The 24,426-nt window shown below is 44.5% G+C and carries 20 protein-coding genes; 9 read left to right on the top strand and 11 right to left on the bottom strand.

The features are described from left to right. Positions 1–648: 648 nt before the first annotated feature. From QUA01_RS22880 to QUA01_RS22860, 5 genes are all read left to right on the top strand, one after another. On the top strand, positions 649–1,845 hold the full coding sequence (locus QUA01_RS22880; protein WP_333092561.1) for a glycosyltransferase family 4 protein: 1,197 nt from the start codon (positions 649–651) through the stop codon (positions 1,843–1,845). Positions 1,846–1,936: 91 nt separating this feature from the next. Then, the gene (locus QUA01_RS22875; RefSeq protein WP_333092560.1) at positions 1,937–2,884 is read left to right on the top strand and encodes a glycosyltransferase family 10 domain-containing protein; all 948 of its coding nucleotides are present in this window, start codon (positions 1,937–1,939) and stop codon (positions 2,882–2,884) included. Positions 2,885–2,963: 79 nt separating this feature from the next. Next, positions 2,964–3,941 (top strand): Npun_R2821/Npun_R2822 family protein, encoded by a 978-nt coding sequence (locus QUA01_RS22870; protein ID WP_333092559.1) that lies wholly within the window; start codon positions 2,964–2,966, stop codon positions 3,939–3,941. A 75-nt stretch (positions 3,942–4,016) separates the two neighbouring features. Continuing rightward, positions 4,017–4,895 (top strand): Npun_R2821/Npun_R2822 family protein, encoded by an 879-nt coding sequence (locus tag QUA01_RS22865; RefSeq protein ID WP_333092564.1) that lies wholly within the window; start codon positions 4,017–4,019, stop codon positions 4,893–4,895. Positions 4,896–5,052: 157 nt separating this feature from the next. Beyond that, the gene (locus QUA01_RS22860) at positions 5,053–6,081 is read left to right on the top strand and encodes an Npun_R2821/Npun_R2822 family protein (protein ID WP_333092558.1); all 1,029 of its coding nucleotides are present in this window, start codon (positions 5,053–5,055) and stop codon (positions 6,079–6,081) included. 101 nt (positions 6,082–6,182) lie between these two features. Here QUA01_RS22860 and QUA01_RS22855 read toward each other — a convergent pair whose 3' ends face one another. The 3 genes from QUA01_RS22855 to QUA01_RS22845 form a co-directional block, all read right to left on the bottom strand. Further along, on the bottom strand, positions 6,183–6,524 hold the full coding sequence (locus tag QUA01_RS22855; RefSeq protein WP_228042488.1) for a hypothetical protein: 342 nt from the start codon (positions 6,522–6,524) through the stop codon (positions 6,183–6,185). Between the two features lie 433 nt (positions 6,525–6,957). Beyond that, complete coding sequence (locus QUA01_RS22850; RefSeq protein ID WP_333092555.1) at positions 6,958–8,634, bottom strand: ABC1 kinase family protein; 1,677 nt, start codon at positions 8,632–8,634, stop codon at positions 6,958–6,960. 955 nt (positions 8,635–9,589) lie between these two features. After that, positions 9,590–10,738, bottom strand: a complete 1,149-nt coding sequence (locus QUA01_RS22845) for a DegT/DnrJ/EryC1/StrS family aminotransferase (protein WP_333092553.1) — start codon at positions 10,736–10,738, stop codon at positions 9,590–9,592. A gap of 127 nt (positions 10,739–10,865) precedes the next feature. On the opposite strand from QUA01_RS22845, the gene QUA01_RS22840 reads away from it, so the two are divergent. Together QUA01_RS22840 and QUA01_RS22835 are read left to right on the top strand one after the other, a co-directional pair. Continuing rightward, a complete protein-coding gene (locus QUA01_RS22840) occupies positions 10,866–11,642 on the top strand; it encodes an ABC transporter permease (RefSeq protein ID WP_333092551.1) in 777 nt (258 codons plus the stop codon). 283 nt (positions 11,643–11,925) lie between these two features. Continuing rightward, positions 11,926–12,546, top strand: coding sequence for a Uma2 family endonuclease (locus QUA01_RS22835; protein WP_333092550.1), 621 nt, complete (start codon positions 11,926–11,928; stop codon positions 12,544–12,546). 104 nt (positions 12,547–12,650) lie between these two features. On the opposite strand, the gene QUA01_RS22830 is transcribed toward QUA01_RS22835, so the two are convergent. The 6 genes from QUA01_RS22830 to QUA01_RS22805 all read right to left on the bottom strand — a co-directional run bounded on the left by QUA01_RS22830 (position 12,651) and on the right by QUA01_RS22805 (position 20,517). Next, the gene (locus tag QUA01_RS22830) at positions 12,651–14,540 is read right to left on the bottom strand and encodes a hypothetical protein (RefSeq protein WP_333092548.1); all 1,890 of its coding nucleotides are present in this window, start codon (positions 14,538–14,540) and stop codon (positions 12,651–12,653) included. A 205-nt stretch (positions 14,541–14,745) separates the two neighbouring features. Further along, on the bottom strand, positions 14,746–15,420 hold the full coding sequence (locus tag QUA01_RS22825) for a nitroreductase family protein (RefSeq protein ID WP_333092547.1): 675 nt from the start codon (positions 15,418–15,420) through the stop codon (positions 14,746–14,748). Positions 15,421–15,694: 274 nt separating this feature from the next. Next, on the bottom strand, positions 15,695–16,678 hold the full coding sequence (locus tag QUA01_RS22820; RefSeq protein WP_333092546.1) for a GntR family transcriptional regulator: 984 nt from the start codon (positions 16,676–16,678) through the stop codon (positions 15,695–15,697). Positions 16,679–17,036: 358 nt separating this feature from the next. Next, the gene (locus QUA01_RS22815) at positions 17,037–18,602 is read right to left on the bottom strand and encodes an adenylate/guanylate cyclase domain-containing protein (protein WP_442921577.1); all 1,566 of its coding nucleotides are present in this window, start codon (positions 18,600–18,602) and stop codon (positions 17,037–17,039) included. 185 nt (positions 18,603–18,787) lie between these two features. Next, positions 18,788–20,176 carry an aminopeptidase P family protein gene (locus tag QUA01_RS22810; protein ID WP_333092544.1) on the bottom strand — a complete coding sequence of 463 codons (1,389 nt, stop codon included), beginning with the start codon at positions 20,174–20,176 and terminating at the stop codon, positions 18,788–18,790. A 128-nt stretch (positions 20,177–20,304) separates the two neighbouring features. After that, a complete protein-coding gene (locus QUA01_RS22805) occupies positions 20,305–20,517 on the bottom strand; it encodes a hypothetical protein (RefSeq protein WP_333092543.1) in 213 nt (70 codons plus the stop codon). Positions 20,518–20,574: 57 nt separating this feature from the next. On the opposite strand from QUA01_RS22805, the gene QUA01_RS22800 reads away from it, so the two are divergent. Next, entirely contained in the window at positions 20,575–21,018 is a 444-nt protein-coding gene (locus QUA01_RS22800) for a DUF4332 domain-containing protein (RefSeq protein WP_333092542.1), read from the top strand. A 299-nt stretch (positions 21,019–21,317) separates the two neighbouring features. Continuing rightward, positions 21,318–21,668 (top strand): Spx/MgsR family RNA polymerase-binding regulatory protein, encoded by a 351-nt coding sequence (locus QUA01_RS22795; protein ID WP_333092541.1) that lies wholly within the window; start codon positions 21,318–21,320, stop codon positions 21,666–21,668. Between the two features lie 177 nt (positions 21,669–21,845). Here the strand turns inward: QUA01_RS22795 and QUA01_RS22790 are convergent, their stop codons facing one another. Together QUA01_RS22790 and QUA01_RS22785 are read right to left on the bottom strand one after the other, a co-directional pair. After that, positions 21,846–22,232: a GNAT family N-acetyltransferase gene (locus QUA01_RS22790; protein ID WP_333092540.1), complete on the bottom strand. Its 387-nt coding sequence runs from the start codon at positions 22,230–22,232 to the stop codon at positions 21,846–21,848. Between the two features lie 590 nt (positions 22,233–22,822). Further along, positions 22,823–24,397, bottom strand: a complete 1,575-nt coding sequence (locus tag QUA01_RS22785; RefSeq protein ID WP_333092539.1) for an NAD(P)H-quinone oxidoreductase subunit N — start codon at positions 24,395–24,397, stop codon at positions 22,823–22,825. Positions 24,398–24,426: the final 29 nt, after the last annotated feature.

Raw genomic sequence — 24,426 nt, 5'->3', positions numbered from 1 at the left:
ATTTTAAATCACCCTAACCTCTCGTCAGTCCTATCCTATGGTACTCTTGCTGCTTAAAAACTGTCCGAAGTATTGATTGAAGAAATTCAAAAAAATATAAAGGCTCTGAATTATTGGCTCTTGATTCCTGTAGTAAGTGTCGTATAAACCCACGGTTAATTGTGACTTTAGTGGCTAAAAAAGACTATTACATTCTTTATTTTATGATTAAAGATATGTCATATTATACCATGCTGTATCTAGATTGTGAACCTTCTTTTTTTACTGTTACCCCGATTTATTGAGCGGATACACTTGAGATATTGTCTACTAATTCTCATAAAAAATATAAATTAAAGTTAAAAGAGTTAGACTAAAAAAAGTGTGATGGCTTTGATTTTTGAAAACTACCCGTAAGATAATCACATCTGCGGAATGTGGATAACCTGCAATCTGCTCCACTTAAGTCAAACGTTTAATTATAGAATAAAATTATTTTGCAAGAGACCTATTGTATATTCAGGGCGGGCATGATGCCCACCCCACAAGAGTTTTATTTTTTTGACATACAGTTTAAATGCCACAAAAACTTAGTTATTAGCTAACAGCTAACAGCTAACAGCTAACAGCTAACAGTCAACAGTCAACAGTCAACAATCAACAATTCCCATGTCTAAATATTATGTATTTTTTACCAGAAATGTCTTGCCGCAACCCAATATAGCAAGCTTAGTTCAAGTTGCACACTCTGCCAACGCTGCAGCAAATCTGGGTTATCCAGCAGTTTTGGTATACCTCCGCAAAGGCTTGAGTGCTTCAAACCCGGTTGATTTACTTTTTCCTTTTCAACCGAGAAAACCCGATGACAAACTTGCCAAAATCTACAATCTTGAGGAAAAATTAAAAGTAGCAGATTTGCCAGTGCCTCACCTCGATTTTTGGGACAACAAGTGGACGAATGCGAGTACCATAGTTTGTAAATATTATTTACCAATTCACCTGCTAAAATCAACTAAAATCGTCCACAGCCGCGACTGGAACTTTGTCAAAGCTGCTATTAAAAACGGAATTCCCGCTATCTACGAACAGCACCACCATGAAGACAAGAAATTTGCACCAGAAATTGTGAGCAATCCTCTATTTCAAATTGCTGTAACTGTTGCAGATACTGTTCGAGACAGCATGATTGAGAATGGGATGCCGCCAGAAAAAGTAATTACGCTGCACAACGGTTTTAACCATTTGTTTCTCGCGAGACAAGCAGCAGCAGCCGATAATTGGCGGCAGCAATTATTAGCAGGTGACAGGCAGCATTTAGCAGTTTATGCGGGGGGACTTTACCCATTTAAAGGTGTCGATATGCTGGTGGATGTGGCCGAGGAATTGCCGGATGTTCAATTTGCGATCGCCGGTGGGGATTCATCCCAAGTCACAGCATACCGGAAATTAGCTAAAGAGAAGCAAGTTAACAACATTAATTTTCTCGGATACCTGCCTCAAAATCAACTGGCTAGCTTGTTGCAAGCTGCGGATGTTTTGACTCACCCTCACTGTTTGACAGAAGCCGCGACATTCACATCTCCTTTGAAGTTCTTCGATTATATGGCGTCGGGTACTGCGATCGTAGCGACGGAGATTGCATCTTTGATGGAATTTAAATCTGGAAATATTGCAGCAATTTGGTGCGAACCGGATAACCCGCAGCAGTTTGCACAAAGCATTCGAGATTGTTTGACCAAGTATCCGAGGCAGGTGGAAGGTTATGCAGAAACATTGAAATTTGTCAATCAATTTTCGTGGGAAAATCGGATTGAGAGGATTTTGAGTTATGTGGATGACGAAGTGCGATCGCAACTTATTAATTAGTTTTGTATAATTTTAAATTAGCTATTCCTAGCTCCGGCGGTTGAAACCGCGACTAAACAAACAAAGTCCGCCTACGCGGACTCAGAGAGCAATGAACCCAAAAATCATCGGCACAATCACCACATACCCAGGGATGAGTCAAAGCGACTGGCTGTGGCAACAAACTCCCCACAACTTCGGTAAATGGGGAAATATTCAAATGCTTGCCAACCACCCAGAACCAGACTTTTTGCTCATGTATCAATTCGACTTTCCCCGACAACGAAAACAGCCATCGTGGATGGATAAAATACGAAATTACAGGCACCTAAAACCAGAAAATGACATTCGATATAAATTACGCAACGTTCCCCAAGAACGGATTATTTATCTAATCAGAGAGCCGCCATTACCAGAAGTTATTGAAATTACCAAAACCAACTACGAACAAGCAAAAATTTATTGCGGTTACGTTTCTGGGCCCGATAATTTTGCACCAACACCTGATTATATGCCCGCGATTTGGTATCACTCTAACTCGTTTCGAGAACTGAATGAAATGCCTGCGCCGCCGAAAACTAAATTATGTTCTTGGATAACTTCAGGTGTTAGCCGCAGCGCCAACCACCGACAGCGATTAGATTTTATCAAATTGCTGCAACAACAAAAATTAGATTTTGACCTTTACGGGCGAAACTTGCCAACTTGGGCGCAGGGAAACGGCACTGTTAACAATAAATGGCACGCCGTCGCACCGTACTATTACAACTTAGCTATTGAGAATTATGCTGAAAACGATTTGTATGTCAGCGAAAAACTTTGGGATGCTTTGTTAGGTTGGTGTTTGCCAATTTATTACGGCGGTTCGGCGGATAAGTTGTTGCCTGCGGGGAGTTTTCTGCGGCTGCCGAGTTTGGATGAAAAAGGAGTACAATTTATTAAAGAGGTTGTGGCTAATGCGGATTATTGGCATGAAGCGAGGGAGAAAATTGCGGAAGCGAGGCAAATCATTCTCCACGAATTGAACTTGCTGAATTGGCTGTCTAATTTTGTATCTTAGGAAATAGGGCAATGACAGATAATTCGGCGGTTGAAACCGCAACTACACCAACAAAGTCCGCCTACGCGGACTAATAGATATGAATGGAATTTGCACGCTTGCCAACGACATAGTTTACGACCAACTAATTGCCTTGCTCAACAGTATTGAAGTTATCTTAGGCTCCCATACTCCTGTCTGTATTTATCCTTTCGACGACCAAATAGAGCAAATTAAAACTGAAATTGTTAACCGTCCCAACGTCTTTATTTATGAAGAGAGCGCCTCAATTCAGCGATGGGACAAATTCATGGAAGCAGCCGCACCAGAGCGCTTGAATCGCCAAAAATTCCGGCTTTACGGCGCACACCGTCGTTTTTGCGCTTTCGACGGGCCGTTTGAGAAGTTTATCTATATGGATGCGGATACTTTAGTTATGAATTCCCTTGATGCGGTTTTTCAGAAGTTAGAGGAATCGGATTTTGTGGTTTATGATTTTCAATTTCTATTTCCAACTAAAGTATACAATATTCAGTCACCAAAACTGCTCGAAGTTTTTGAGCAAAATCGGATTGATTCGGAAATATTTTGTTCGGGATTTTACGCCAGCAAGCAAGGATTGTTTGAGCAAAATACTAGGGAATGGCTGTTAGCTCAACTGCAATCGGGCGAGGCGGAAATTCTCTATGCAGGTGCGGGAGAACAGCCGTTGCTCAATTATATGGTGATGAAAACGGGCCTGAAGAGCTATAATTTTGCTTGTAGCCTCCCGGATGGGGAGAAAACCGGGTGCAGCGTGACTTCCCAACATTTTGAAGAACGCGATAATAATATTTTGTACGACAAGGGAAACCGACTTACTTACATTCATTATATTGGCGTGCCACCGGATTTGATTCGGAGAGTTTGTGCGGGGGAAAATATTGAGTTTCCCTATGGCGATTTGTTTCTGCATTACCGCTATCTCCGGGAACCGGAAAAGCGTCCGGTTTTTACCCAAGCGCCTAAGTCTTATACTGAGGTTTCTCGGTCGAATTTGTTAACCAGGGTATTGAGAAGGTTGAGGATAAATGTTTGATTGTTAAACCGCAGAGGACGCAGAGAACGCTGAGAGAGAAGAGAGATGAGTTATTCTGATGTTAATGGATTTGATGTGAGTCGCGGTATTTATATTGTTGCTAATGATAGGGTGATGGAAAGCGCGATCGCCCTTATCGCAAGCATACGTCTGTACAATTGTCAAGTACCAATTTTTCTGATCCCGTTTGACGACAATTATCAGCAAGTCGCGGCCGCACTCAGCAGCCTCTACAAGGTGCGATTGTTCCCAAATCTGGAGTTTGTGGAACAGTTTACCAGAGAAATTGGCCAAACGTTCGATCGCACTTTTCTAGCCCTTCCCAACAAAATGCGGAAACTCTGCGCCTGGTTTGGCCCCCTCGACGAATTTTTGTACATCGATACCGATATCATCGTTTTTGAAGACATCGCAGCCAACTTAAACAAACTCTCAGAAGTAGACTTTTTTTGCTGCGACTATCACCACCTCAGCGAGAAACTGCGAAATGTATTTTCACCTGTCATAAAAGAACAGAATATATTTACCGACTCACAGCTTCAAGATGTCTTTAACAGCGGTTTTTGGGCTTCCAGAAAAGGAACTATTACCGAATCGCAAATGTACAATATTTTGCGAGAATGCGCGCAGCATCGAGAATATTTCGATTTTACTCAAAATGTCACAGACCAACCTATACTAAATTACATGATTCTTAAGTTAATTCCCAAGCGCTGCAATCTGGTAAAAACTTCAGCCGCAGAACCAGGAAGCTGGGCTGGTTCTAAACATTTTCAAGAAATAGATTACCTGCTTTATGACAAAGGCAAAAAGTTAAAATATCTGCACTGGGCTGGGATACCAATTAAATCGGGTAGTCCTTATTGGGAATTGTGGAAACATTATCGTTACCTTCATGAGGAAGAGGAAAAACCAAATTTAGTGCAAAAATTATTTCGTGTTTTAACTAGGTGAGTATAAAATTATATGTTGTATCATTATCAACAAGGTTTGAAGAACAGGCATCTTGCCTGTTCCACAATCTATAAATTTTATTTCTTGTAGTGTGGGCATCTTGCCCGCACCTAAAAAGAAATATATATGCGCTGGGTTACTTATTAACTAAAAAACTATGACTGATGGCATTTATATTCTAGCAAACGATGTTGTTTTCGACCACTTAGTTGCTTTGTTAAACAGTCTCGAAGTCAATGGGGCAAAAGATATTCCCGTTTGTATTATTCCCTATGATGATAGGCTGAAAAAAGTGCGAGTAGAAATTGCAATTCGTTCTAATGTCACCCTCTTTGACAACACCGATTCAATTTATTTCTGGGAAGACTTTGCAACTCAAGCTTGGACATCTCACGCCAAAGCTCAAAAAGTTTGGCAAGCTAAAGGTTTGAAACCAGTTCACTGTTTGACCAGGCATCGGAAATTATGCTGTTTTGACGGGCCTTTTGACAAATTTGTATATTTTGACGCTGACACTCTGTTAATGGGTTCTCTGGATTACATTTATCACAAACTTGATGAATTTGATTGGGTAGCAAACGATTTTCAGTACAAATCCGACCTCAATTATGTGTTTGATTTATCATCAGATAAATTGCCACATATTTTCAATATAGACCAACTGCCATCTCATACTTTTTGTACAGGTTTATTTGCTTCAAAAAAAGAAATATTTAATAGAGAAAATTCTGTCCAACTGTTAGACAACTTAACATCAGGAGAAGCGGAAATTATGTGTTTGAGTGCATCTGACCAATCTTTATTGAACTATTTAGTAGCCCGCAGCAAAATCTCTTTTTATAACTTTGCGTATCATCAACCTGCACGGGTAACGGGCAATCATTGGTCTTCTAAATTTGATGTGATAGATTATGTTTTATACGACAAAGGACGGCGGCTGACTTACTTGCACTACATGAGCATTTCGGCTGCCAAGTTTACTCGATTGTGTGCTGGGGAAGATATTGAGATTCCCTACCGAGAGGTGTTTCTGCACTACCGCTATTTGAATTCGCCGGAAAAACTCCCAAATCTCGCGCCTCCCAATTTGTTGGTTCGTTTGGGTAGAAATTTCAAAAGTTGGGTAGTTAAAAAAATTAATAATATTATGTTTAAGTTGCGAAATTTTGGGATTGATGGTGATTAGTTTGATTGTTTTTTTGAACCGCAGATGTTTGCAGATTAACACTGATAAACGCTGATGGGTTTTTATCTGTGTGATTCGCGTTTGTCTGCGGTTTAAGAAGTTTATTGTTCAAATGAATCTAAATCGAGCGCTTGAGAACCTCCGCGTTCGAGTTCGATTAAAAGTTTGTTTAGCTGAGTCCAAACCAACCACGCGGTGAGTAGTGTGAGAGGTAAAGCTAGAGCATAAGAAAGTAATTTTGGGAAGCCAAAAATCTCCACTCCCGAAGCTAAAAATACGCAAATTCCCCCGGCCATTCCGATGAAAGGTATGGATAATTGCAACCTTGGCAGGTTAGCGAGAGTACGAGTAGAGCGATTTTTTGACCACTGCTGCACTGCTTGTTTGAGTGTTGCTTCAAAAGCTAAGCCTGATGCCATACCTGCTAGCAATCCAGCGCTCATTAAAAAATATGGAGGTTCGGGAAAATAATACACGAATAATTCCTTAGTTTTGGTAATGGAAAATTTGTCAGTAGTCAGTAGTCAGTAGTTAGTAGTTAGTAGTTAGTAGTTAGTAGTTAGTAGTTAGTAGTTAGAAGGAAATTATTTTCGCCTCTATTTTCTGCATTTTGAAATTTGCGTATTCGGGACTTTTTTGTGGTCAAAAAAGTTAACTGGTCATTAGTAGTTGTCTTTTGATTTATAACTAATGACCACCATTCGACTTGCTTCGGCTTCGCTCAGCACAAGTCGCTAATGACTAATGACTACTGACTAATGACTACTGACTAAAATCGAGTTAGGGCGGCTGTTCCTGCTGTGGAAAGCTCTGTTAAAGCGTCTTCGCTCAGCACAAGTCGCTAATGACTAATGACTACTGACTAATGACTACTGACTAAAATCGAGTTAGGGCGGCTGTTCCTGCTGTGGAAAGCTCTGTTAAAGCGTCTAGAGCAACGTTGAACAGGCGACTTGGTTGCAAGTCTTCTTTGACTAGGTTCCAAAGGCTGCTAACTTCTGCTGTGTGGAGGCGATCGTCTTCAATCAAAGCTAATATCAATTGGCGACGCAAAAACGATCCTTCTTCTGACAGCAAGAATTGTATGCCTAGTTGGGCGGTGGGTAGCAGGTCGAAACTGCGATCGGATCTGGCGATCGCGATCATGTCCTCTAATCTGTTCCACTGGAATTTGCCATCTTTGAATAATACCTCAATCAGGCGACGGCGCAATGCTGGAGATTCTCCGTTTAACAATCGGCGCGCTACGTAAGGATAGGCAACCTCGACTATCTTGAAATCGGGATTCAGCGTCAGGGCTAAACCTTCTTCTGTCACGAGAGAGCGAATGATTAAGGCAAATTTCGCGGGCACTCGGAAAGGATAATCGTACATCAATTCCGAAAACTGGTCTGTAATCGTCTTGAAGTTAAAATCTGACACCTTTTCGCCGACTATATCGCCGAGTACAGATTCTAGGGCCGGGACGATCGGCATAATGTCTGTGTCTGGCGTCAAAAAGCCGAGTTTGACAAAATCCTGGGCTAACTGTAAGTAATCTTTGTTGATTAAATGAACGACAGAATCAACTAAGCTTTCTTTGGTTGTTTCTTCCATCTGATCCATCATCCCAAAATCGATGTAAGCCATGCGGCCGTCCGCTAAGGCAAACAAATTTCCCGGATGGGGGTCAGCGTGAAAAAATCCGTGTTCTAGCAACTGCCGCAAACCGCTGCGGACTCCGACTTCAATTAAGCTATCGGTGTCCAAGCCTGCTGCTTTGACGCTTGCGATGTCTGTCAGTTTGATGCCGTCAATCCATTCTAGGGTGAGAACGCACGGTGAAGTATAGCGCCAGTAGATACTCGGAACTTTTACTGTGGGGTCGTCGGCAAAATTTGTGGCAAATTTTTCGGCGTTGCGACCTTCGTTGATATAGTCAATTTCCTCGAATAGTTTAATGCCGAATTCATCGACTATTAAAGAGAGGTCGTGGCCGAGATTGAGCGGCAGCAAGGGGGCTAACCATCCAGCGGCCCAGCGCATTAAGTAAAGGTCGAGGCTCAAGATTGGTAGCAAGTTGGGTCGCTGAACTTTGACGGCGACTGCTTCTCCGGTCATGAGACGGGCTTTGTATACTTGACCGAGACTGGCGGCGGCGACAGGTTCGGGGGAGATTTCGCTGTAGGTTTCGCTAATGGGGCGATCGAGTTCCGCTTCAATAATCTCGAAAGCGCGCACCGAATCAAAGGGTGGCAATTGATCCTGAAGTTTGATCAATTCTTCGAGAAAGTCTTTGCGGATCAAATCCGGTCTGGTAGAAAGGGCTTGGCCGACTTTAATGAAAGTGGGGCCCAAGCGAGTGAGTATTTGTCGTAGATGGGTGGCGCGTTCCGGCTGGTGTGCTGCGGCTTCGTGCTGCCAACTGTCCCACAGCATCCCCAGCACGAAGCCTGCAAAAGACCAAATAACGGTAATTGCTCGCCAAATTGCTTTCCAAGGACGTTTGCGGTAATACTTAGCGATCTCTTGTGGATCGTAGCGTCTAGCCTGAGTGAATTGATACTGAGGCACTCGTTTATTTTCCTCTTATTTTATGAAAATGGCAGGTTAAATTGAAAATTTGAAATCGGGCATCGGGCATCGGGCATCGGGGATGGGAAGTTAAAAGTTATAAAATTAAAATTTTGTTTGCGTTTGACTTCTTCCTTTTTCCCTTTTCCTTGTTTCTTCTTCCTTGTCTATTGTTGACGGGAGCATCTCATTTTTGCATTTGTAGTAGTGCGATCGTCCCCGCTCGCGATCTTTGTCAAGCACGCCAGCGGGGACGATCGCACTGTAAAAAAACATCGTTTGTGCGAAAATGAGATGCTCCCATTGTTGACTCGCCCTAAAAAGTCGATTCCAAAATTTGAGACTTTAGTTGCTGCTTCGGTGATTTACCGAGTTGCAAGTAAATCTAAAATCTAAAATCTAAAATCTACTGACCGATCGCATCGCCAATTTTAGGCGATCGGAAGATGCACCCGTTCTAGGCGGATTGCCAGCCTAAATTTGTTTCTTTATCATTAATTAATGATAGTACGTGACATTACTCCGCCCTAAAAGGGCAAAGCTTCTAAACCTCACGATTTAGATTTTCTGGTTGTTTCCTTGCGGTTTTTCACCCACTATCTGGATCTGTAGTTACCCACATATCCCCGACGCTCTGATTGCCCAGACAGTTTCCTTTCCCGACCATCCATCGGTACAAATACAAACCAGTTTATATCGTTTGGAGGCCCCGGCCCCGGCCTGAATTTTACTCTCAAGATATCCGTTGTTTGCTCTCGGTATATACATTCTAGCACAAAGCCGTCCTACAAGGACGGGGTTTTAAACCCATTAATTTTGATAAAAGTACAAGCGATCGGTCAAAATACTTAATATATTTCTCTGACCGCTGCACCAGTACGGCACTGCAACCCTGCAATTTCTATATTTTGGGGCGTTTCTGTCGATCGGGCGATCGGGCCAAAGCTACCGGATGCTACCGGCTATGTGCCAAACAATCTTTGAGTCCATAAATCGCCCGCTCTTGTTGATCCCTCGAAAGTTCGGGAAACATCGGTAAAGACAAGACTTCGCGACAAACTTGCTCTGCCACAGGTAAATCACCGACGTGATAGCCCAAAGATTTGTAAACAGGTTGCAGGTGCAAGGGTAACGGATAGTAAACCATCGAACCGATGCCGGATTCCTGCAACCGATCCCGCACCGAGTCCCGGAAATTGCCAGAGGAGTTTGGCCGGTCTTCTTGACTTGTCAGCCGAATTGTGTATTGATTCCAAACTCCATTAGCTGCTGGCAATTCCTTGGGGACAGCAACTCCGGGCACGCGGGAGAGAAATTCGTTATAAACGGCTGCTTTTTCGCGCCGCTGGGCGTTCCAACTGTCGAGATACCGCAATTTAATGCTGAGAATCACCGCTTGCAGGGCATCTAAACGGCTGTTGTAGCCGATTTCTTCGTAGAAATACCTAGAAGACTGTCCGTGTTCTTTGAGCATTCTCATGGAAGCTGCGAGGGCTGCATCGTTTGTTGTCACCGCGCCGCCGTCACCGCAAGCGCCTAAGTTTTTGGTCGGATAAAAGCTGAAACAGCCGACATGGCCGATGCTGCCGACTTTTTGAGACTGCCACAGGGCCCCGACAGACTGGGCGCAATCTTCAATTACGGCTAAGTTATGCTTGGTGGCAATTTCCATCAACCGAGTCATGTCTGTGGGTTGACCGAAGATGTGCACGGGCATAATTGCCTTGGTTTTTTCGGTAATTGCCGCTTCGAGGAGTTCGACATCCAAATTAAAAGTCTCGCTGTCAATATCGACAAATACCGGAGTTGCACCGACGGCGCTAATTGTCTCAGCCGAAGCAAAAAAAGTAAAAGGAGTGGTAATCACTTCATCGCTAGGGCCAATTTTGAGAGCTCGCAAGGCCAAAATCAGCGCATCCGTGCCCGAGTTGCAGCCAACGCAGTCGGAAACGCCGGTGTAGTCGGCGAATTCTAGTTCAAAACTTTTCACGGCGGGGCCGCCTATGTAGCCGCCAGAGGCGAGCACTTTTTGCACCGCAGCGGTTATTTCCTCGCCGATCTGGGCGTACTGCTGGCTTAAGTCGAGGGGGGGAACTTTATTCACTCTTCACACCAAAAATTTCAACCATTATCACAGCAAATTCTTGCAGCAAAACTGTTTTTGAGAAACGTTTCTTCAAATATTTTATAGTTGGAGGGGCAAACAATCACTCGATCGAAAGAGAGCGCCGATGTTAATTCAGCTAGAGTTTACTGATTTGGGTTGGGCTTTGGGGATGGTGGCGATCGCGATCGGGCTTTCGGCGTGGCAGGGATTGGGATTGGAGGGGGCGATCGCGATCGCGGCGGGCCGCACCCTGATCCAGCTAATCCTAGTCGGCTACGTGCTGGCCGTCGTATTTGCCCCGGAGGGAAAAAATCCTTGGGTGGTTTTAGCAGTTTTAGCAATCATGCTGACAACAGCTAGCACGGTGGCTAGCAACCGCATCAGCAAAAAAATCAAGCACTTACTACCGTTAGTATCGGGTTCGATTTTGATTAGCACGGCCTTGACTTTGGGCTATACAAACTTGCTAATTTTGCAACCTGACCCCTGGTACGAACCGCAGTATTTGATTCCCCTAGCGGGGATGATTTTGGGCAATGCGATGAACTCTGGGGCGATCGCCGGTGAAAGACTTGTCAGTACAGTTAACAGCAGCCAGTTAGAAATAGAAACCCATTTAAGTTTAGGTTCCACACCGCAGCAAGCAGTAAAACAGTACCGCAAAGATGCCATCAAAGCGGGATTAATCCCCACATTAAATACAATGACCGTCGTAGGAATTGTGACATTGCCGGGAATGATGACAGGTCAAATGCTCAGCGGTGTCAGCCCGATAGATGCAGCATCTTACCAAATTTTGATTATGTTTGTGTTAGCGCTGGCAACTTTAATCGCAACTCTGTTGTTGACGGAGGGATTGTGCCGCAGTTTTTTTAATCAAGATGCACAGTTGATAAAATGATAATTGGGAATTGGGCATTGGGCATTGACCAAACAGGGAATTGGCCCGCGCAGGGTATTGGGAATTGGTCAAACAGGTCATTGGCCAAACAGGTCATTGGGTATTTGGCATTGGGAATTGGGAATTGGCCAAACAGGTCATTGGGCATTGGGAATATAATATGGGTAGGAACTTGCATTTGCCCTTATTTTATCTAACAGGCAAGATGCAGTTCCACAAAGAGTGAGTTTATTTTGTGGGGTGGGCTTCTAGCCCGCCCGGCCATAATTCAGGAGAAATAGCCATGATTCAAATAGCAACTAAAACGCTAACTTTTGAAGAATTTGCGGAATGGAAGCCAGAAAATGCACGTTATGAACTGCACAATGGAGAGATTGTTGAAATGTCACAGCCATTAGGAGAACATGAAGAAGTTATCGGTTTTTTAGCCTCAGAGTTAACCGCTGAGTTTAGAATGGTAAAACTTCCCTACTTCATCCCCAAACAAGCATTAGTTAAACCACTGGAAAACCAATCAGCTTATTCGCCGGACATTCCGATCTTAAATCGCCCAAATTTAGCATCAGAACCTCTGTGGCAAAAGTTTTCAACTGTGACTCAAGGAGCCTCAATTCCGCTTGTTGTTGAAGTAGTTAGTACCAACTGGCAAGATGACTACATCAAAAAAGTAGGCGAATACGAACTAATCGGGATTCCTGAATACTGGATTGTGGATTATCTCGGTTTGGGCGGCCTCCGGTTTATTGGCAATCCCAAACAACCAACGATATCGGTTTATCGGTTGGTTGACGGCGAATATGAGGTGAGTTTGTTTCGGGGAAGCGATCGGATTGAGTCTCCAACTTTTCCAGAGTTTAAATTAACGGCACAACAAGTTTTTCAAGCTGGATTGATTGCGGAGTAACTCAGGAATAATCAAATCCAGTCAACAGTTAACAGTCAACAGTCAACAATTCCCCCTGAGTGCAACCGGAATTGATATAACCCTACAATATGTTCAAATCCGGGCTACTTCGGTTCGTGACTCGCAATCCGCTTGCCTTCGCCATTGTACACCTGCATCGGAATTTTGGCGTTTTCGGCGATCGCCTCCAAAGCTTTTTGCAACGTTTCAACGTGCTTTTCCACAGCTTGACGAGTCTTCAGAGCCTTCTTGTTTTCCGCTTGGATGAAAGTTTGTTGCAGTTTCTGCACGTAATCGGAAGTCATCTGCACCGCAATCAAATCTTTGCTAACAGTATAGTCGCAAATCTTCGGCTTACCTTTGCAAGTTTTATCTAAATCCGCCCGCGCTTTTTGCAGATTCCTTTCTTCCTTCAACTTTACTTCTGCTTGCTCCAATGATTTTGTGTAGGAATCAATCAGTGGTTTGGCTTTCTGGGAATAAGCAGTGGCCGCCGGAACTTGCTCGGCATAACTCAAAGCTCTCCGCCAGTATTCCGATGCCTTAAACCATTCATTTTTGCCCTCAAAAATCATCGCTTCCGCTGCTAAACTCACTGCTTGAGTGTAGCCGTTTTCCGAAATTCCTTCAATATTTTTGCGCTCGCGAGCTTGGGAAAGCTTCGTTTCGTATCTCGGAACTAGCAGTTTACCTTGTTGGTAAGATTGGGTATTGCTGGGAATTTCTGATATTATATCCAGGGCTTTTTCCCAACCAGCTTGTACTTGAATCCAACTTTCGGCTGTCTGAGCTACTGCTTCGCGAGCTTCTGCTATTTGGGCTGTATTTTTGGCTTCGCTCAAGGTTTTTTCGGCTTTTTTTTCTGTTCCTAATTCCTTGTTTCCTGTGGCTAAATTCTTCCGATATTCCTTGGCTTTTTTCTGAGCGTAGGGATAAACAGGGCTGTCTGTGGGGATTTCTCCGAGTTGGGCGATCGCGCTTTGCCACAGAGCTTGCGCTTCCTGCCAATTCTCGGCAGAATAAGGAGGATTTCCGGTTTTCCTGGCTGCTGACTCTGCGAGGCGCGCGCCATCGATCGCAGAGTTTACATTCTGACTTTGCTGGCGGTATTTTTCCAGGGCGGTTTGAGCTTCGCCGCGATGAATTGACCAAGCTGGAATCGGTTCCAAAAGGGCGATCGCCCCTTTTAACTGTTCCTGCGCTTCTTCGGGGCTGTTAGCAACCTTTGAAGTTTTCAGCGTCCTGATCGAATTGTCGCTCAACTGTTTAGCATTAGCTAGTGCAGGGCATTCTCCCATGACACAGGGGCGGCTCAACAGGTAATAACCCCCTGCCAAAATTATCGCCGCCAAGCTGACAATTCCTGCCGCCGCCAGCAGCACCCACGGTGAATGCTTGGGTGTTTGAGAAACTGTTACCGCTTCCATATCTAGCGAATTGAAGGGATTTTCTGCAAAATCTCCCGGAATTGTAGCTACCTTAAAGGCGATCGGCTCGGAATTGTTGGAACTCTCAGACAAATCAGGAAAATCTTCATCATCTCCCTGCTCTTTAATATCTGTTTCTAACAGCATTTCCTCCGCTGCATCCGCCGTCTCTGCCGCATTTGTTGCTAGCACAATCCCCGTTTCTACTGCGGGTATTTCCTCGACTTTCTTTCGCACTTCCACTGTTCTGGGTCTTGACAAAACAGGGTTGTGCATGGTAAAAGAATGGAAAGCATAGGGCTGTTTTTGTCCGGTAATTTTTAGGCAAAGTCCAATCTGTTCAATAGATTCTGGTTCTATTTCTAGAATAGCCGCTTCTAGCACCGTAAAAGTCGGTTTTGCTTTGATAACTACACTTCGCGGGTGTTCTCCGACAACCGTTAAAGAGTCATCTCTAAAATCGCAACTGATATAAAGCGGTAATTTTTTTAATCCGGCTGCTTGTAAGTGCTTCTGCAACTTTACTTCTAGAATTTGTGCCTTGCTTTGTCGTGCTGCTACTGTCATACTTTGTTCCTCTTTCTGCTCTCACCACTGGCGATTTTAGATTCTTCGACTTTGCTCAGAACAAGTTTTAGATTTGAGAGTTAAGATTTTAGATTGCGATTTCGGATTGTGAAATTGCGAAATTGTCGGTAGTTCCGATTTGTTTGAACTTGTACCGACTCCTTCAAATCTCAACTCTCAAATCTCAACTCTCAAATCTTAACTCTTAAGTCTCAAGTTGCAACTCTTTTCCATAGGTTTCGCTGTAATAAACTTGAGTCACATCAAAACGCCCACCGTATTGTTTGAAAGGTTCTGCTGCATAACCAAGCGGTAGCAAACAGCAAACATCTACTTGTTCTGGAATTTCAAAGGCTTCTTTCACCTTAGCGCTGACAAAACCTTCCATCGGACAACTATCTACTCCAAAGCTTTTAGCTGCAATCATTAAGTGAGCTACTGCGAGCATTGTATGTCTGTTTGTCCAAGTTTCTACAGAGTCGAAACAGGGACGGTTCTCGAATAATTGCGGGATTGCTTGGCGCATATAACCGGCTAAATTGTCATTCATTGCGCCTGCGGCTTTGCCCAATTCGATGACGGCTTCGGTGTTTTCGGGCTCGGCGGCGCGCCGATCGCCACAACAGATTAACACGATTGGGGCTTCTACCACTTGGCGCTGGTCGAAGGCGCAAGTTTTTAATTTTTCTTTGCTGGCTTGGTCTTCAAGTACGATAAACCGCCAAGGCTGCAAGTTGTAACCGGAGGGCGATCGCACTCCCAAGCGCAAAATTTCTGCCAATATAGCTGGGGGAATTCGATCGGGCTTGAAACTGCGCGCGGCCCGTCGGCTTTCGATCGCAGTTTTAACATTAATTGAGGGTTGGATTTCAATAGTCATGGATAATTCTAATTGGTAATTGGGCATTGGGCATTGGGCAGTAGTCAGTAGTTAGTAGTCAGTAGTTAGTAGTCAGTAGTTAGTTGTTAGTTGTCATTGGGAATGGGAATGGGAATTAACTAATGACTGTTGACTGTTGGCTGTTGGCTGTTGACTGTTGGCTAATAACAACTAACCAATAACAACTAACAACTGCCAACTAACCAATAACAACTGCCAACTGCCAACTGCCAACTAACAACTAACAACTGCCAACTGCCAACTGCCAACTGACTTACCCCAAACCCAACTCGCGCTTGAGCAAATTAATTGACTTAGAGCCGATGTAATTTTCAGAGCATATCAGTTGCGGGGGACGAATAATATCCTCTCGGGCAGCGTTAATAGCCGCTTTTACTGTAGCAAAGCTCGGTTGGTCGCAGAAAATTGTTCTCGCCGATCGCACGATCGAGTTAATCTTATAGGCATCCGACAGCAAAGCCGTCATCACCAGCAAATCCTCGCCCCGGATGCTGTGGATGATCACTTCAGTCGATCGCAACATTCCCGGGCTCAAGCTGACTAAACCCAAATAACTGTCTTTCGGCAAACCCGTCACAAGCTGGATTTCCTGGCCGTAGTCGTAGATGTCTACGGGAATGACTCGCACCGAACGGGGTGCTGCGATGGATTCTGCTTGTCCGATAAAATAGCGACTCGTGATTACAGTTCCAGAAGAGATTTGATCGATAAAAGTAGCCAACTCTTCCATCGCCACCAACTGTATAGGAATCCGCAAAGCTTGTTCGAGTTCTTTCGCCATCAGCTCGCCCACGCCAATGTCTTCTGCGGGGGCTGTGACGACGACTCGGGCGCTGCACCTGAGCCGCCAGTCAATTTCGGCCAGAAATAATTCCCTGGCTTGGTTGAGCGTACAGCCCTGTCCCAGCAGTTGATCCATACTTTCTTGCACTATTCGGTTAGCAAGCGGGTATTCATTGAGGATCGGGGATTTGAGTTTACTGCCGCCTTCGTGGCCTTGAGCACGGACGTAAATCCCCGATCCGGCTTGGGCCTCTACAAGTCCGGTATTTTCGAGCTGTCGGTAGACTTTGCTGATGGTGTTGCGGTGCAAACCAGTCTGCATGGCTAGTTGTCTGGTGCTCGGCAAGCGGTGTCCGGGCGGAAACTGGCGCGAGGCGATCGCAAACCTAATTTGATTGAATAGTTGTGTGGATGCAGGGATCTCGCTATCTGTTTGAATATGAAATTGAACCATATTAAAGGCTCCGAGGACTTCAACTTAGTATTTTTATAACGTCGAGTACCGCGCCTGGGATTGCTTGGAGTTCTCTGCGTGTGTATAGCATAATCTGATTTGTTGACAACTGTTACTGTTGTTTTGCTTGGCTGGCGATCGGGCTTAAGAGGCGATCGCAAAACAAGCATCCCCAATTCCCCTCAACAATCAGGTACTTTCAAGTGTTAGCAGTAGGGTGCGTCAGACAAGATAATTCTCAATTGGACACTCCCAATCTCACAACTGACGCACCATTCATTCCGGGCCTGCATCAGTCGCGAAATTGTGATTTTTTAGCGAAAATTTTACGCTGCTGACGCACCATACTTCACTACATTTAATCTCCGACTATTTTCATCTCCCTTGCTGTTTTCCTGCCCGTCAGGAAATAAGTCTGCATTCTTCCTTTACCTTTAATCTCGATCTCACCCCGGTCTTCAAATTCATATTTATCGTGCAGCAAGTTATAAGTATAGTGGCTGACTTGAATGCGGCCCGGTATGCCGTGAGATTCCATGCGGCTGGCTGTATTTACCGCATTTCCCCACAAATCGTAAATGAATTTTTTAGTGCCGATTACCCCCGCCACCACCGGGCCGCTATTAATCCCGATGCGGATCTCAAAATTAGCCTCTAGCTTCACATTTAATTCCTGAATTGCTACTAGCATATCCAGTGCCATTTCGGCGATCGCCTCTGCGTGGTCTGGGCGTTCAATCGGAATACCGCCCGCTATCATGTAAGCGTCCCCGATCGTTTTGATTTTCTCTAACCCGTGCTTCTCGCTGAGTTGGTCGAAAATCGAGAAAATTTCATTCAGCAAGTATACTAATTGAGTGGCGGGCATAGTGGTAGAAATTTGGGTAAAATTCACCAAGTCAGCAAAAAGAATTGTTGCTTTTTCAAACTTGTCTGCAATCACTCCCGGTTTGTACTTCAACCTGTCGGCGATCGGTTCTGGCAAAATATTTAGCAGTAAATCCTCTGTTTTTTTCTGTTGTTTCCTGAGTGCCGATTGCATCTGCTTGCGCTTAGTGATGTCGTGAAAAAATACAGAAATGCCGTCATGACTGGGAAAAGCCCGGACTTCCAACCACAATTTTAAGGGACGATAATATTTCTCAAAATTCACTCCCACTTGTTTGGCTACAGCTTGATGACACTCTTCATAAAATACCGAACTTATTAAATCGGGAAACTCTTCCCAAAAAGTTTTACCAAAAAGTTCTTCCGGTACGCGCTGCAAAAATTGCGAGGCTTTGTAATTGACGTAAGTAAACCGCCACTGGAGATCTAGAGCAAAAAAAGCATCGCTCATTCCTTCTAAAAAATTGACAATTTGCTCGTCAGTAGACCGGAGTTTTGCTTCAACTTGTTTTTCCCGGCTCTGGGCGCGCTTTAATTTAGCATAATTAATTCGCAACTCCATTTGGTTAATAATTTGCCTTCCTAACGTCCGCAGCGCTTCTAATTGTTCTGGAGTGAGCTGGCGCGGAATTGTATCTATCGCGCACAAAGTGCCGATCGGGAAACCATCAGAAGTTACTAGCGGCGCTCCAGCATAAAACCGAATATTGGGATTGGCAGTTACTAACGGATTCCCCGCAAAGCGATCGTCTTCTAGAGCATTGGGTATAACTAACAATTCATTGGGATTTAAAATAGCGTGAGCGCAAAATGCTAACTCTCTAGGAGTTTCTGAGGCGTCCAAACCGACTTTTGATTTAAACCACTGTCGGTTAGCGTCTATTAAGCTGACTAAAGCAATAGGAGTGCCGCAAATGTAGGATGCTAAAGCTGTTAAGTCATCAAAAGCTTCGTCGGCATCTGTATCGAGAATCTGGTAGCGGTGAAGTGCTTTTAGTCTCTCTTCTTCGTTGCTGGGCAAAGGTGCAACTTGCATCGGCGGCGGCGAGGATATACGGTTGCGAAAAATCCGCCCAAGTCTCCGCGATGCAAATTTTTGGACTTGCGCTGCTAGTTTTTCAACCAACATCAAAATACCTGTTTGCCAAGCTTTGTTCATCTTACTTTATTTTTTTATAGCCTGTTGGAACTGTGGACGATCGCCCGCTTTGCGATCTATCCCTACATACTTACCGCAACTAACTCCTCAATTTCCTGAGCTTTCGCTGGTAATTTCCCTGTTAATACTTCTCTACCCTCTTCGGTAACAAGTATATCATCTTCAATGCGTATGCCCCGGACGTCCGCGAATTTTTCCAACTCGTCCCAATTTACAAATTCTTTATATTTGGCGCGATTTTCAGAGTTATTCAAAATTGCCGGCACTTGATAAAAACCAGGTTCGATCGATACCAGCATTCCCGATCGCAAAACACGATTCAGCCGCAAAAAACCCAACCCAAACCGACTGCTTCTCGCTCTTCCTGCTGCATAGCCAGCCAAATCGCCCAAATCTTCCATATCGTGAACATCCAAGCCGATTAAATGCCCGATGCCGTGCACAAAAAACAGCGCGTGAGCATCCATTTCTACCAAATCTTCAACATTCCCCTGCAAAATACCCAAATCCACCAATCCTGCCGCCATAATTCGAGCAGCTAACAGGTGAATATCTTGATATTCCACCCCCGGACTAATTTTATCAATACAAGCATCGTGCGCTGCCAAAACCACATCATAAATTGCTCTTTGAGTTGGCGAAAACTTGCCCGAAACAGGCCAAGTGCGAGTCACATCTGCCGCCCATCCCATTGACGATTCGGCACCGACATCTGCTAGCAGCAAATCTCCTGTTTGTAGCGGATTGTGATAGTGTTCGCTGTGCAGAACTTCGCCCTGTACCGTGACGATACTGGGATAGGCATAGGTCATGTTTTCCGAGATGATGACACTTTCCATTGCAGCGCGCACCCCGGCTTCAATTCGAGCATTTCCTGTGGCCGCCATGCCCGCTTTGTGTGCTGCTACGGTGACAGCAGCAGCTTGACGCAATTCGACCAAACTGGCTGCATCGTGGCTCAGGCGCAGCGATATGACTGCCTGAGTTAATTCTAGATCGATGCCGGTTGGCGATTTGGACGGTGCAAGGGGGCGATCGAGAATTTGTGACTGTTGCAACAGAGTCAAGCTATCCTGAAGGGCGATCGTGGCGGCATTTGTGGAACGCGCTTTTAATTCAGTCATGGGGAAAGCAGCATCAGCCCCAATTAATTCAGCAATTTCTGCACGTTTCGGCATTTCTCCATGCCAAAGAGTGCTGCTAGGATCTGCATCATCTAAGAACAATTCTAATTTGCCAGATTCTAAGCGAATGGCAGCATTTTCTAACTGCAAACCTGCAAAATATAGAAAGTGACTGCTGGCGCGAAAAGGAAAAGTCAGCGCCGGATAATTGCGAGGAATACTGCGCCCAGACCAAAGAATTACCGGAAAATTAATTAAACTGGCAAGTTTTTGCCGCCGTTGGTGTAAAATATCTTTTAACATATCATCAGTCTTGGTAATGGTCATGGCTAACAGCAGATTATTTTGATTTTTGTTGGTAGTAAGGACTTCAGTCCTTTAATTCTAGCTCTTAAAATAAATAAAGTCTTGACTTCAAACTTAGCAGTCATTTGGAAAAAAGTCTAATCTTTATATTATTTCTTGCTATCATCTTGTTCGCAGTGTTTTCGATCGCATTTGCGATCGCCACAGACGGAAATTTGTTGAGAACAAATCTTGCCAGACAGCAAGGCAACAAAGGCTGAAAGTGTTGCGCGGCAAGTAATTAACATTCCCTGTAGCAACAGGGCGATCGACCAAATTAGTCGATCGGGTTTTTGTAGATGTTGTAACAAGAGCGATCGCATCTATTGACGGCTTGATATTTTCGACTTTAAAGTATAAGTAAATTCCCTGAAAATAAGATGAAAATTCCTCACAAAGCTCCTAAAAATTCCGTACAAATACGGGATTGGCCGATCGAACACTTGCCGGGATTGAGCAATGAAAACCAGTCTCAACTAGAACAATGCGGCATCACCACAACCGCGCAATTAATTCGGATGACGAAAACACCGGCTGCGAAAGCATTATTAGCACATCAATTACACATTAACATTCTATCAGTTAATAAATGGGTAGCGATGGCAGAGCTGGCTCGGATTCCCAGTGTCGGCTGTGAGTATTGCGGGCTGTTGCTGCACGCCGGCGTTGCTTCTGCCGCTCAATTAGCTCAAATGCCCGTGGAGAGGTTGCACCAACAAATCCTGAGACTGCACGTAGCGACAATGCAGCGCAATGATTTGACTCCTTCGGTCGATCGCGTGCAACAATGGATTCAACAAGCTAAATTAGTCAAGAGTCATTAGTTAGTTGGCAGTTGGCAGTTGACAGGAAAGCAGTTGGCAGTTGACAGGAAAGCAGTTGGCAGGAAAGCAGTTGACAGTTGTTAGTTTTATAGAAACCCCCAAGACGTTTAAGACGTTCTTAATTACTAAAAAAATAAGCTGTTATATTGCTTCCCTGCTATATCACCAAAGCCTTCTGACTTCTTCTATCCGTTAAATCCGTTACATAATCCGCTGCCAATCTTCCCTCTTCCCTCTTCCCTCTTCCCTCTTCCTTCTTCCTTCTTCCCTCTTCCTTCTTCCCTCTTCCTTCTTAATATATGTCAATTCAAGTTTACGGAATTCCAAACTGCGGAACCTGCAAAAAAGCTTTGCAGTGGCTCAAAGATAACAGCATCAATTACGAGTTCATTAACACAAAAGAACAGCCACCAACTCGCGAAACAATTGAAAAATGGGTGACAACTTTAGGCTTTAAACCAATGCGAAATACCTCCGGTCAATCTTATCGTGCTTTGGGCGACGACAAGAAAGACTGGACTGGTGAAGAATGGGTGGAAGCTTTTGCTAAGGATGCGATGCTGCTGAAACGTCCGCTGTTTGTGAAAGATGGAACTGCTGTTTTAGTAGGTTTTAAAGAAGATGTAATTAGAGAAAAACTTGGGCATTAAATGAGCTTAATTTAGCTGTTTTTGCGCCGCATAAACTTAAGTAATTGGACAGAATTAATTACACACTGATTTTTTGCTGATTCTTTACTAGACAAGGCTTGTAGCCCAGAGTTTTGTGTAATTAATTGTGTCTTACTACTTAATCTCTCCCAGGTCGTCCGTGAAACCCCAGCGCTCCTAAAATGGTATCATTTTAGGCAAACAATTAAGCGAAAAACTCTCCACGGCTTGCAATTCGGGATGATTGAAAACTGCATCCATCAATACCGCGCCCAGTCCCATTTTTCTGTGTGTCGGCTTGACAATCACATCAAAAATCATCGCCCTGTACACAAAATCGGTGAGGACGCGGGTAATGCCAATTAGCCGTAGCTTGCGGGGCGGGACGCCATCGCCCTCATCGACCAAACCAATGATAACATCAGTAGCGGCGAGCATTTTCACCACATCCTCCCGCCTCCGCTTGTCGCACCAAAACTCGTTTTTGTACAAATCCATCAAGTCAGAAACCTGCTTTTCCGTCAAAGTCTCGACAATTCGATACTTAGCAATATTATCGATCATACCATTGTTCTAAAGATGTGCTATGGATGAAGTCTTAGCCGCGAGCATCTTGCTTTGCATTATAGTGCGTAATAACTCACAAGTTATACAATAGGCAAGTCCTTACAGCAATATAATAAAAAAAATGCTTTTTGCAAAATACCAGATGTTCCCCTCCTAGCGCCCCCAAAGCATCGATGAGGTTGGGAGATGGTGATATGTAGCGCTACTTTATAAAATTGCTATAAGCCGACAAAACAGGCGTAGAAATTGGCACAAATCAAAAAAATGCCCAACTTGAAAAAGTTAGGCGCTTTCCACTCTTGAAAATCCCGCTATAATTCAATACGGTTCACTGAAGATAGATTCCCCCTCATATCAATTCCGGTTGCACTCATACATGATTTAACTGTTAACAGTCAACAGTCAACAGTTAACAGTCAACAGTCAACAATCAACAGTTAATTTACTATTCCGATGAAGAAAGGATTTGATATAACCCCCTTAAAAAGGGGGACAAGAATGCCCTCTTGCGTCCCCCGACTATCCGGGGGATGCAGCAATAAATCTCGGGGGCACAAATATGTTAAGTGAACCGTATTGCGCTATAATTAATCGCTGTTACGAGACAAGAGATTTGATTCAACTTTCACAGCATAAGTCGGTACAACCTGATTAATTGCCGATTGCAACATGGGAGTTTTTGTGACAGAATCGTTTGCTAAGTTAAACAAAGGATTAGACAAAATTCCAGCCAACGTTGTCGCAACCAAGGTAAGTACGACGCTGACTTGCAAAGGCCGCATTCCCTGAAGGTTCCAGCGAACTTCGGGATAGTTTTTAACCGCATCCGACATCTCTTGAGGTTCTTTTACTACCATCATTTTGACGACGCGGATGTAGTAGTAAATCGAAATTACGCTGGTAATTAATCCCAGGATAACTAAGCCGTAAAGTCCAGCTTGCCAGCCTGCCCAGAACAGATAGATTTTGCCGAAGAATCCTGCTAGGGGGGGAATTCCGCCGAGAGAAAGCAGGCAAATACTTAATGCTAAAGTTAGCAGCGGGTCTTTTTGATACAAGCCCGAGTATTCGCTGATTTGGTCGGTTCCTGTCCGCAGGGAGAAGAGGATGATGCAGGCGAATGCGCCTAGGTTCATAAACAGGTAGATCAACAGATAAAATATCATGCTGGAGTAACCGGCTTCGGTTCCTGCAATCAAACCAATCATTACAAAACCGGCTTGGGCGATCGACGAATAAGCCAAAAGCCGCTTCATGCTAGTCTGGGCGAGGGCAACTACATTGCCCAACACCATGCTGAGTATGGCTAAGGCTGTGAATATGAATTGCCACTGCGGCGTAAGTGCGGGGAAAGCTGTTGTTAACAAGCGGATTGCTAGGGCAAAACCGGCGGCTTTGGAACCGACAGAAAGGAAGGCGACAACTGGTGTGGGCGAACCTTCATAAACGTCCGGTGTCCATTGGTGAAAGGGAACTGCGGAGATTTTGAAGGCGATTCCGGCGATCGCAAAAACCAAAGCAATTACCAAACCGAGAGATTGACCGTCATTAACAGTAGAAAGGTTGGCCGCGATCGCATTTAGCGTAGTTTGGCCACCAGACAACCCGTACAGCAGCGAAATACCGTAGAGAAACACCGCCGAAGAAGATGCACCAATTAACAAATATTTCAAAGCAGCTTCATTGGAACGCGGGTCGCGTTTTGTGTAACCCGTCAGCAAATAAGACGAGATACTCAGAGTTTCCAACGAAATAAAAATCATCACCAATTCATTAGCGCCGGAAAGGAACATTCCCCCCAAAGTAGCGCTGAGCAAAATGCAGATAAATTCCGCTAAAGCAGTACCCGTTTGCAGTACGTAGCGGACGGATATCAAAATAGTGACAGCCGTCGTCAAAGCGATAATTCCGCGAAATACCAAACTCAAGGCATCGCTGTTAAAACCGCCCAGAAACGAGATCGTATTAACGTTGTCCCACTGCAAACACAAAGCAGCAACGGCGGCTAGCAAACCCGCAACGGCCACGTAGGGAGTCCAACTAGAGGAACTGCGGCCTACGATTAAATCGCCTACGAGAACCACCAGGAGGGTGACGATGATAATTCCCTCCGGCAAGATAGTTCCAGCATTTAGCTGGGCGGCAAGAGTAGCAAAATCCATATTTTCACGCAGGTTGGTTAGTACAAGCC

Origin of the sequence: Microcoleus sp. S36a_B3, assembly GCF_036700745.1 — a bacterium.
Taxonomy (GTDB): domain Bacteria; phylum Cyanobacteriota; class Cyanobacteriia; order Cyanobacteriales; family Microcoleaceae; genus Microcoleus.
This window is presented reverse-complemented; position numbering and strand designations above follow the sequence as displayed.

Coding starts and splice junctions, on each gene's coding strand:
- QUA01_RS22880 (WP_333092561.1), top strand. CDS start 649: ATGTCTAAATATTATGTATTTTTTACCAGAAATGTCTTGCCGCAACCC.
- QUA01_RS22875 (WP_333092560.1), top strand. CDS start 1,937: ATGAACCCAAAAATCATCGGCACAATCACCACATACCCAGGGATGAGT.
- QUA01_RS22870 (WP_333092559.1), top strand. CDS start 2,964: ATGAATGGAATTTGCACGCTTGCCAACGACATAGTTTACGACCAACTA.
- QUA01_RS22860 (WP_333092558.1), top strand. CDS start 5,053: ATGACTGATGGCATTTATATTCTAGCAAACGATGTTGTTTTCGACCAC.
- QUA01_RS22855 (WP_228042488.1), bottom strand. CDS start 6,524: ATGAGCGCTGGATTGCTAGCAGGTATGGCATCAGGCTTAGCTTTTGAA.
- QUA01_RS22840 (WP_333092551.1), top strand. CDS start 10,866: ATGTTAATTCAGCTAGAGTTTACTGATTTGGGTTGGGCTTTGGGGATG.
- QUA01_RS22835 (WP_333092550.1), top strand. CDS start 11,926: ATGATTCAAATAGCAACTAAAACGCTAACTTTTGAAGAATTTGCGGAA.
- QUA01_RS22830 (WP_333092548.1), bottom strand. CDS start 14,540: ATGACAGTAGCAGCACGACAAAGCAAGGCACAAATTCTAGAAGTAAAG.
- QUA01_RS22825 (WP_333092547.1), bottom strand. CDS start 15,420: ATGACTATTGAAATCCAACCCTCAATTAATGTTAAAACTGCGATCGAA.
- QUA01_RS22820 (WP_333092546.1), bottom strand. CDS start 16,678: ATGGTTCAATTTCATATTCAAACAGATAGCGAGATCCCTGCATCCACA.
- QUA01_RS22815 (WP_442921577.1), bottom strand. CDS start 18,602: ATGCAAGTTGCACCTTTGCCCAGCAACGAAGAAGAGAGACTAAAAGCA.
- QUA01_RS22810 (WP_333092544.1), bottom strand. CDS start 20,176: ATGACCATTACCAAGACTGATGATATGTTAAAAGATATTTTACACCAA.
- QUA01_RS22805 (WP_333092543.1), bottom strand. CDS start 20,517: ATGCGATCGCTCTTGTTACAACATCTACAAAAACCCGATCGACTAATT.
- QUA01_RS22800 (WP_333092542.1), top strand. CDS start 20,575: ATGAAAATTCCTCACAAAGCTCCTAAAAATTCCGTACAAATACGGGAT.
- QUA01_RS22795 (WP_333092541.1), top strand. CDS start 21,318: ATGTCAATTCAAGTTTACGGAATTCCAAACTGCGGAACCTGCAAAAAA.
- QUA01_RS22790 (WP_333092540.1), bottom strand. CDS start 22,232: ATGATCGATAATATTGCTAAGTATCGAATTGTCGAGACTTTGACGGAA.
- QUA01_RS22785 (WP_333092539.1), bottom strand. CDS start 24,397: ATGGATTTTGCTACTCTTGCCGCCCAGCTAAATGCTGGAACTATCTTG.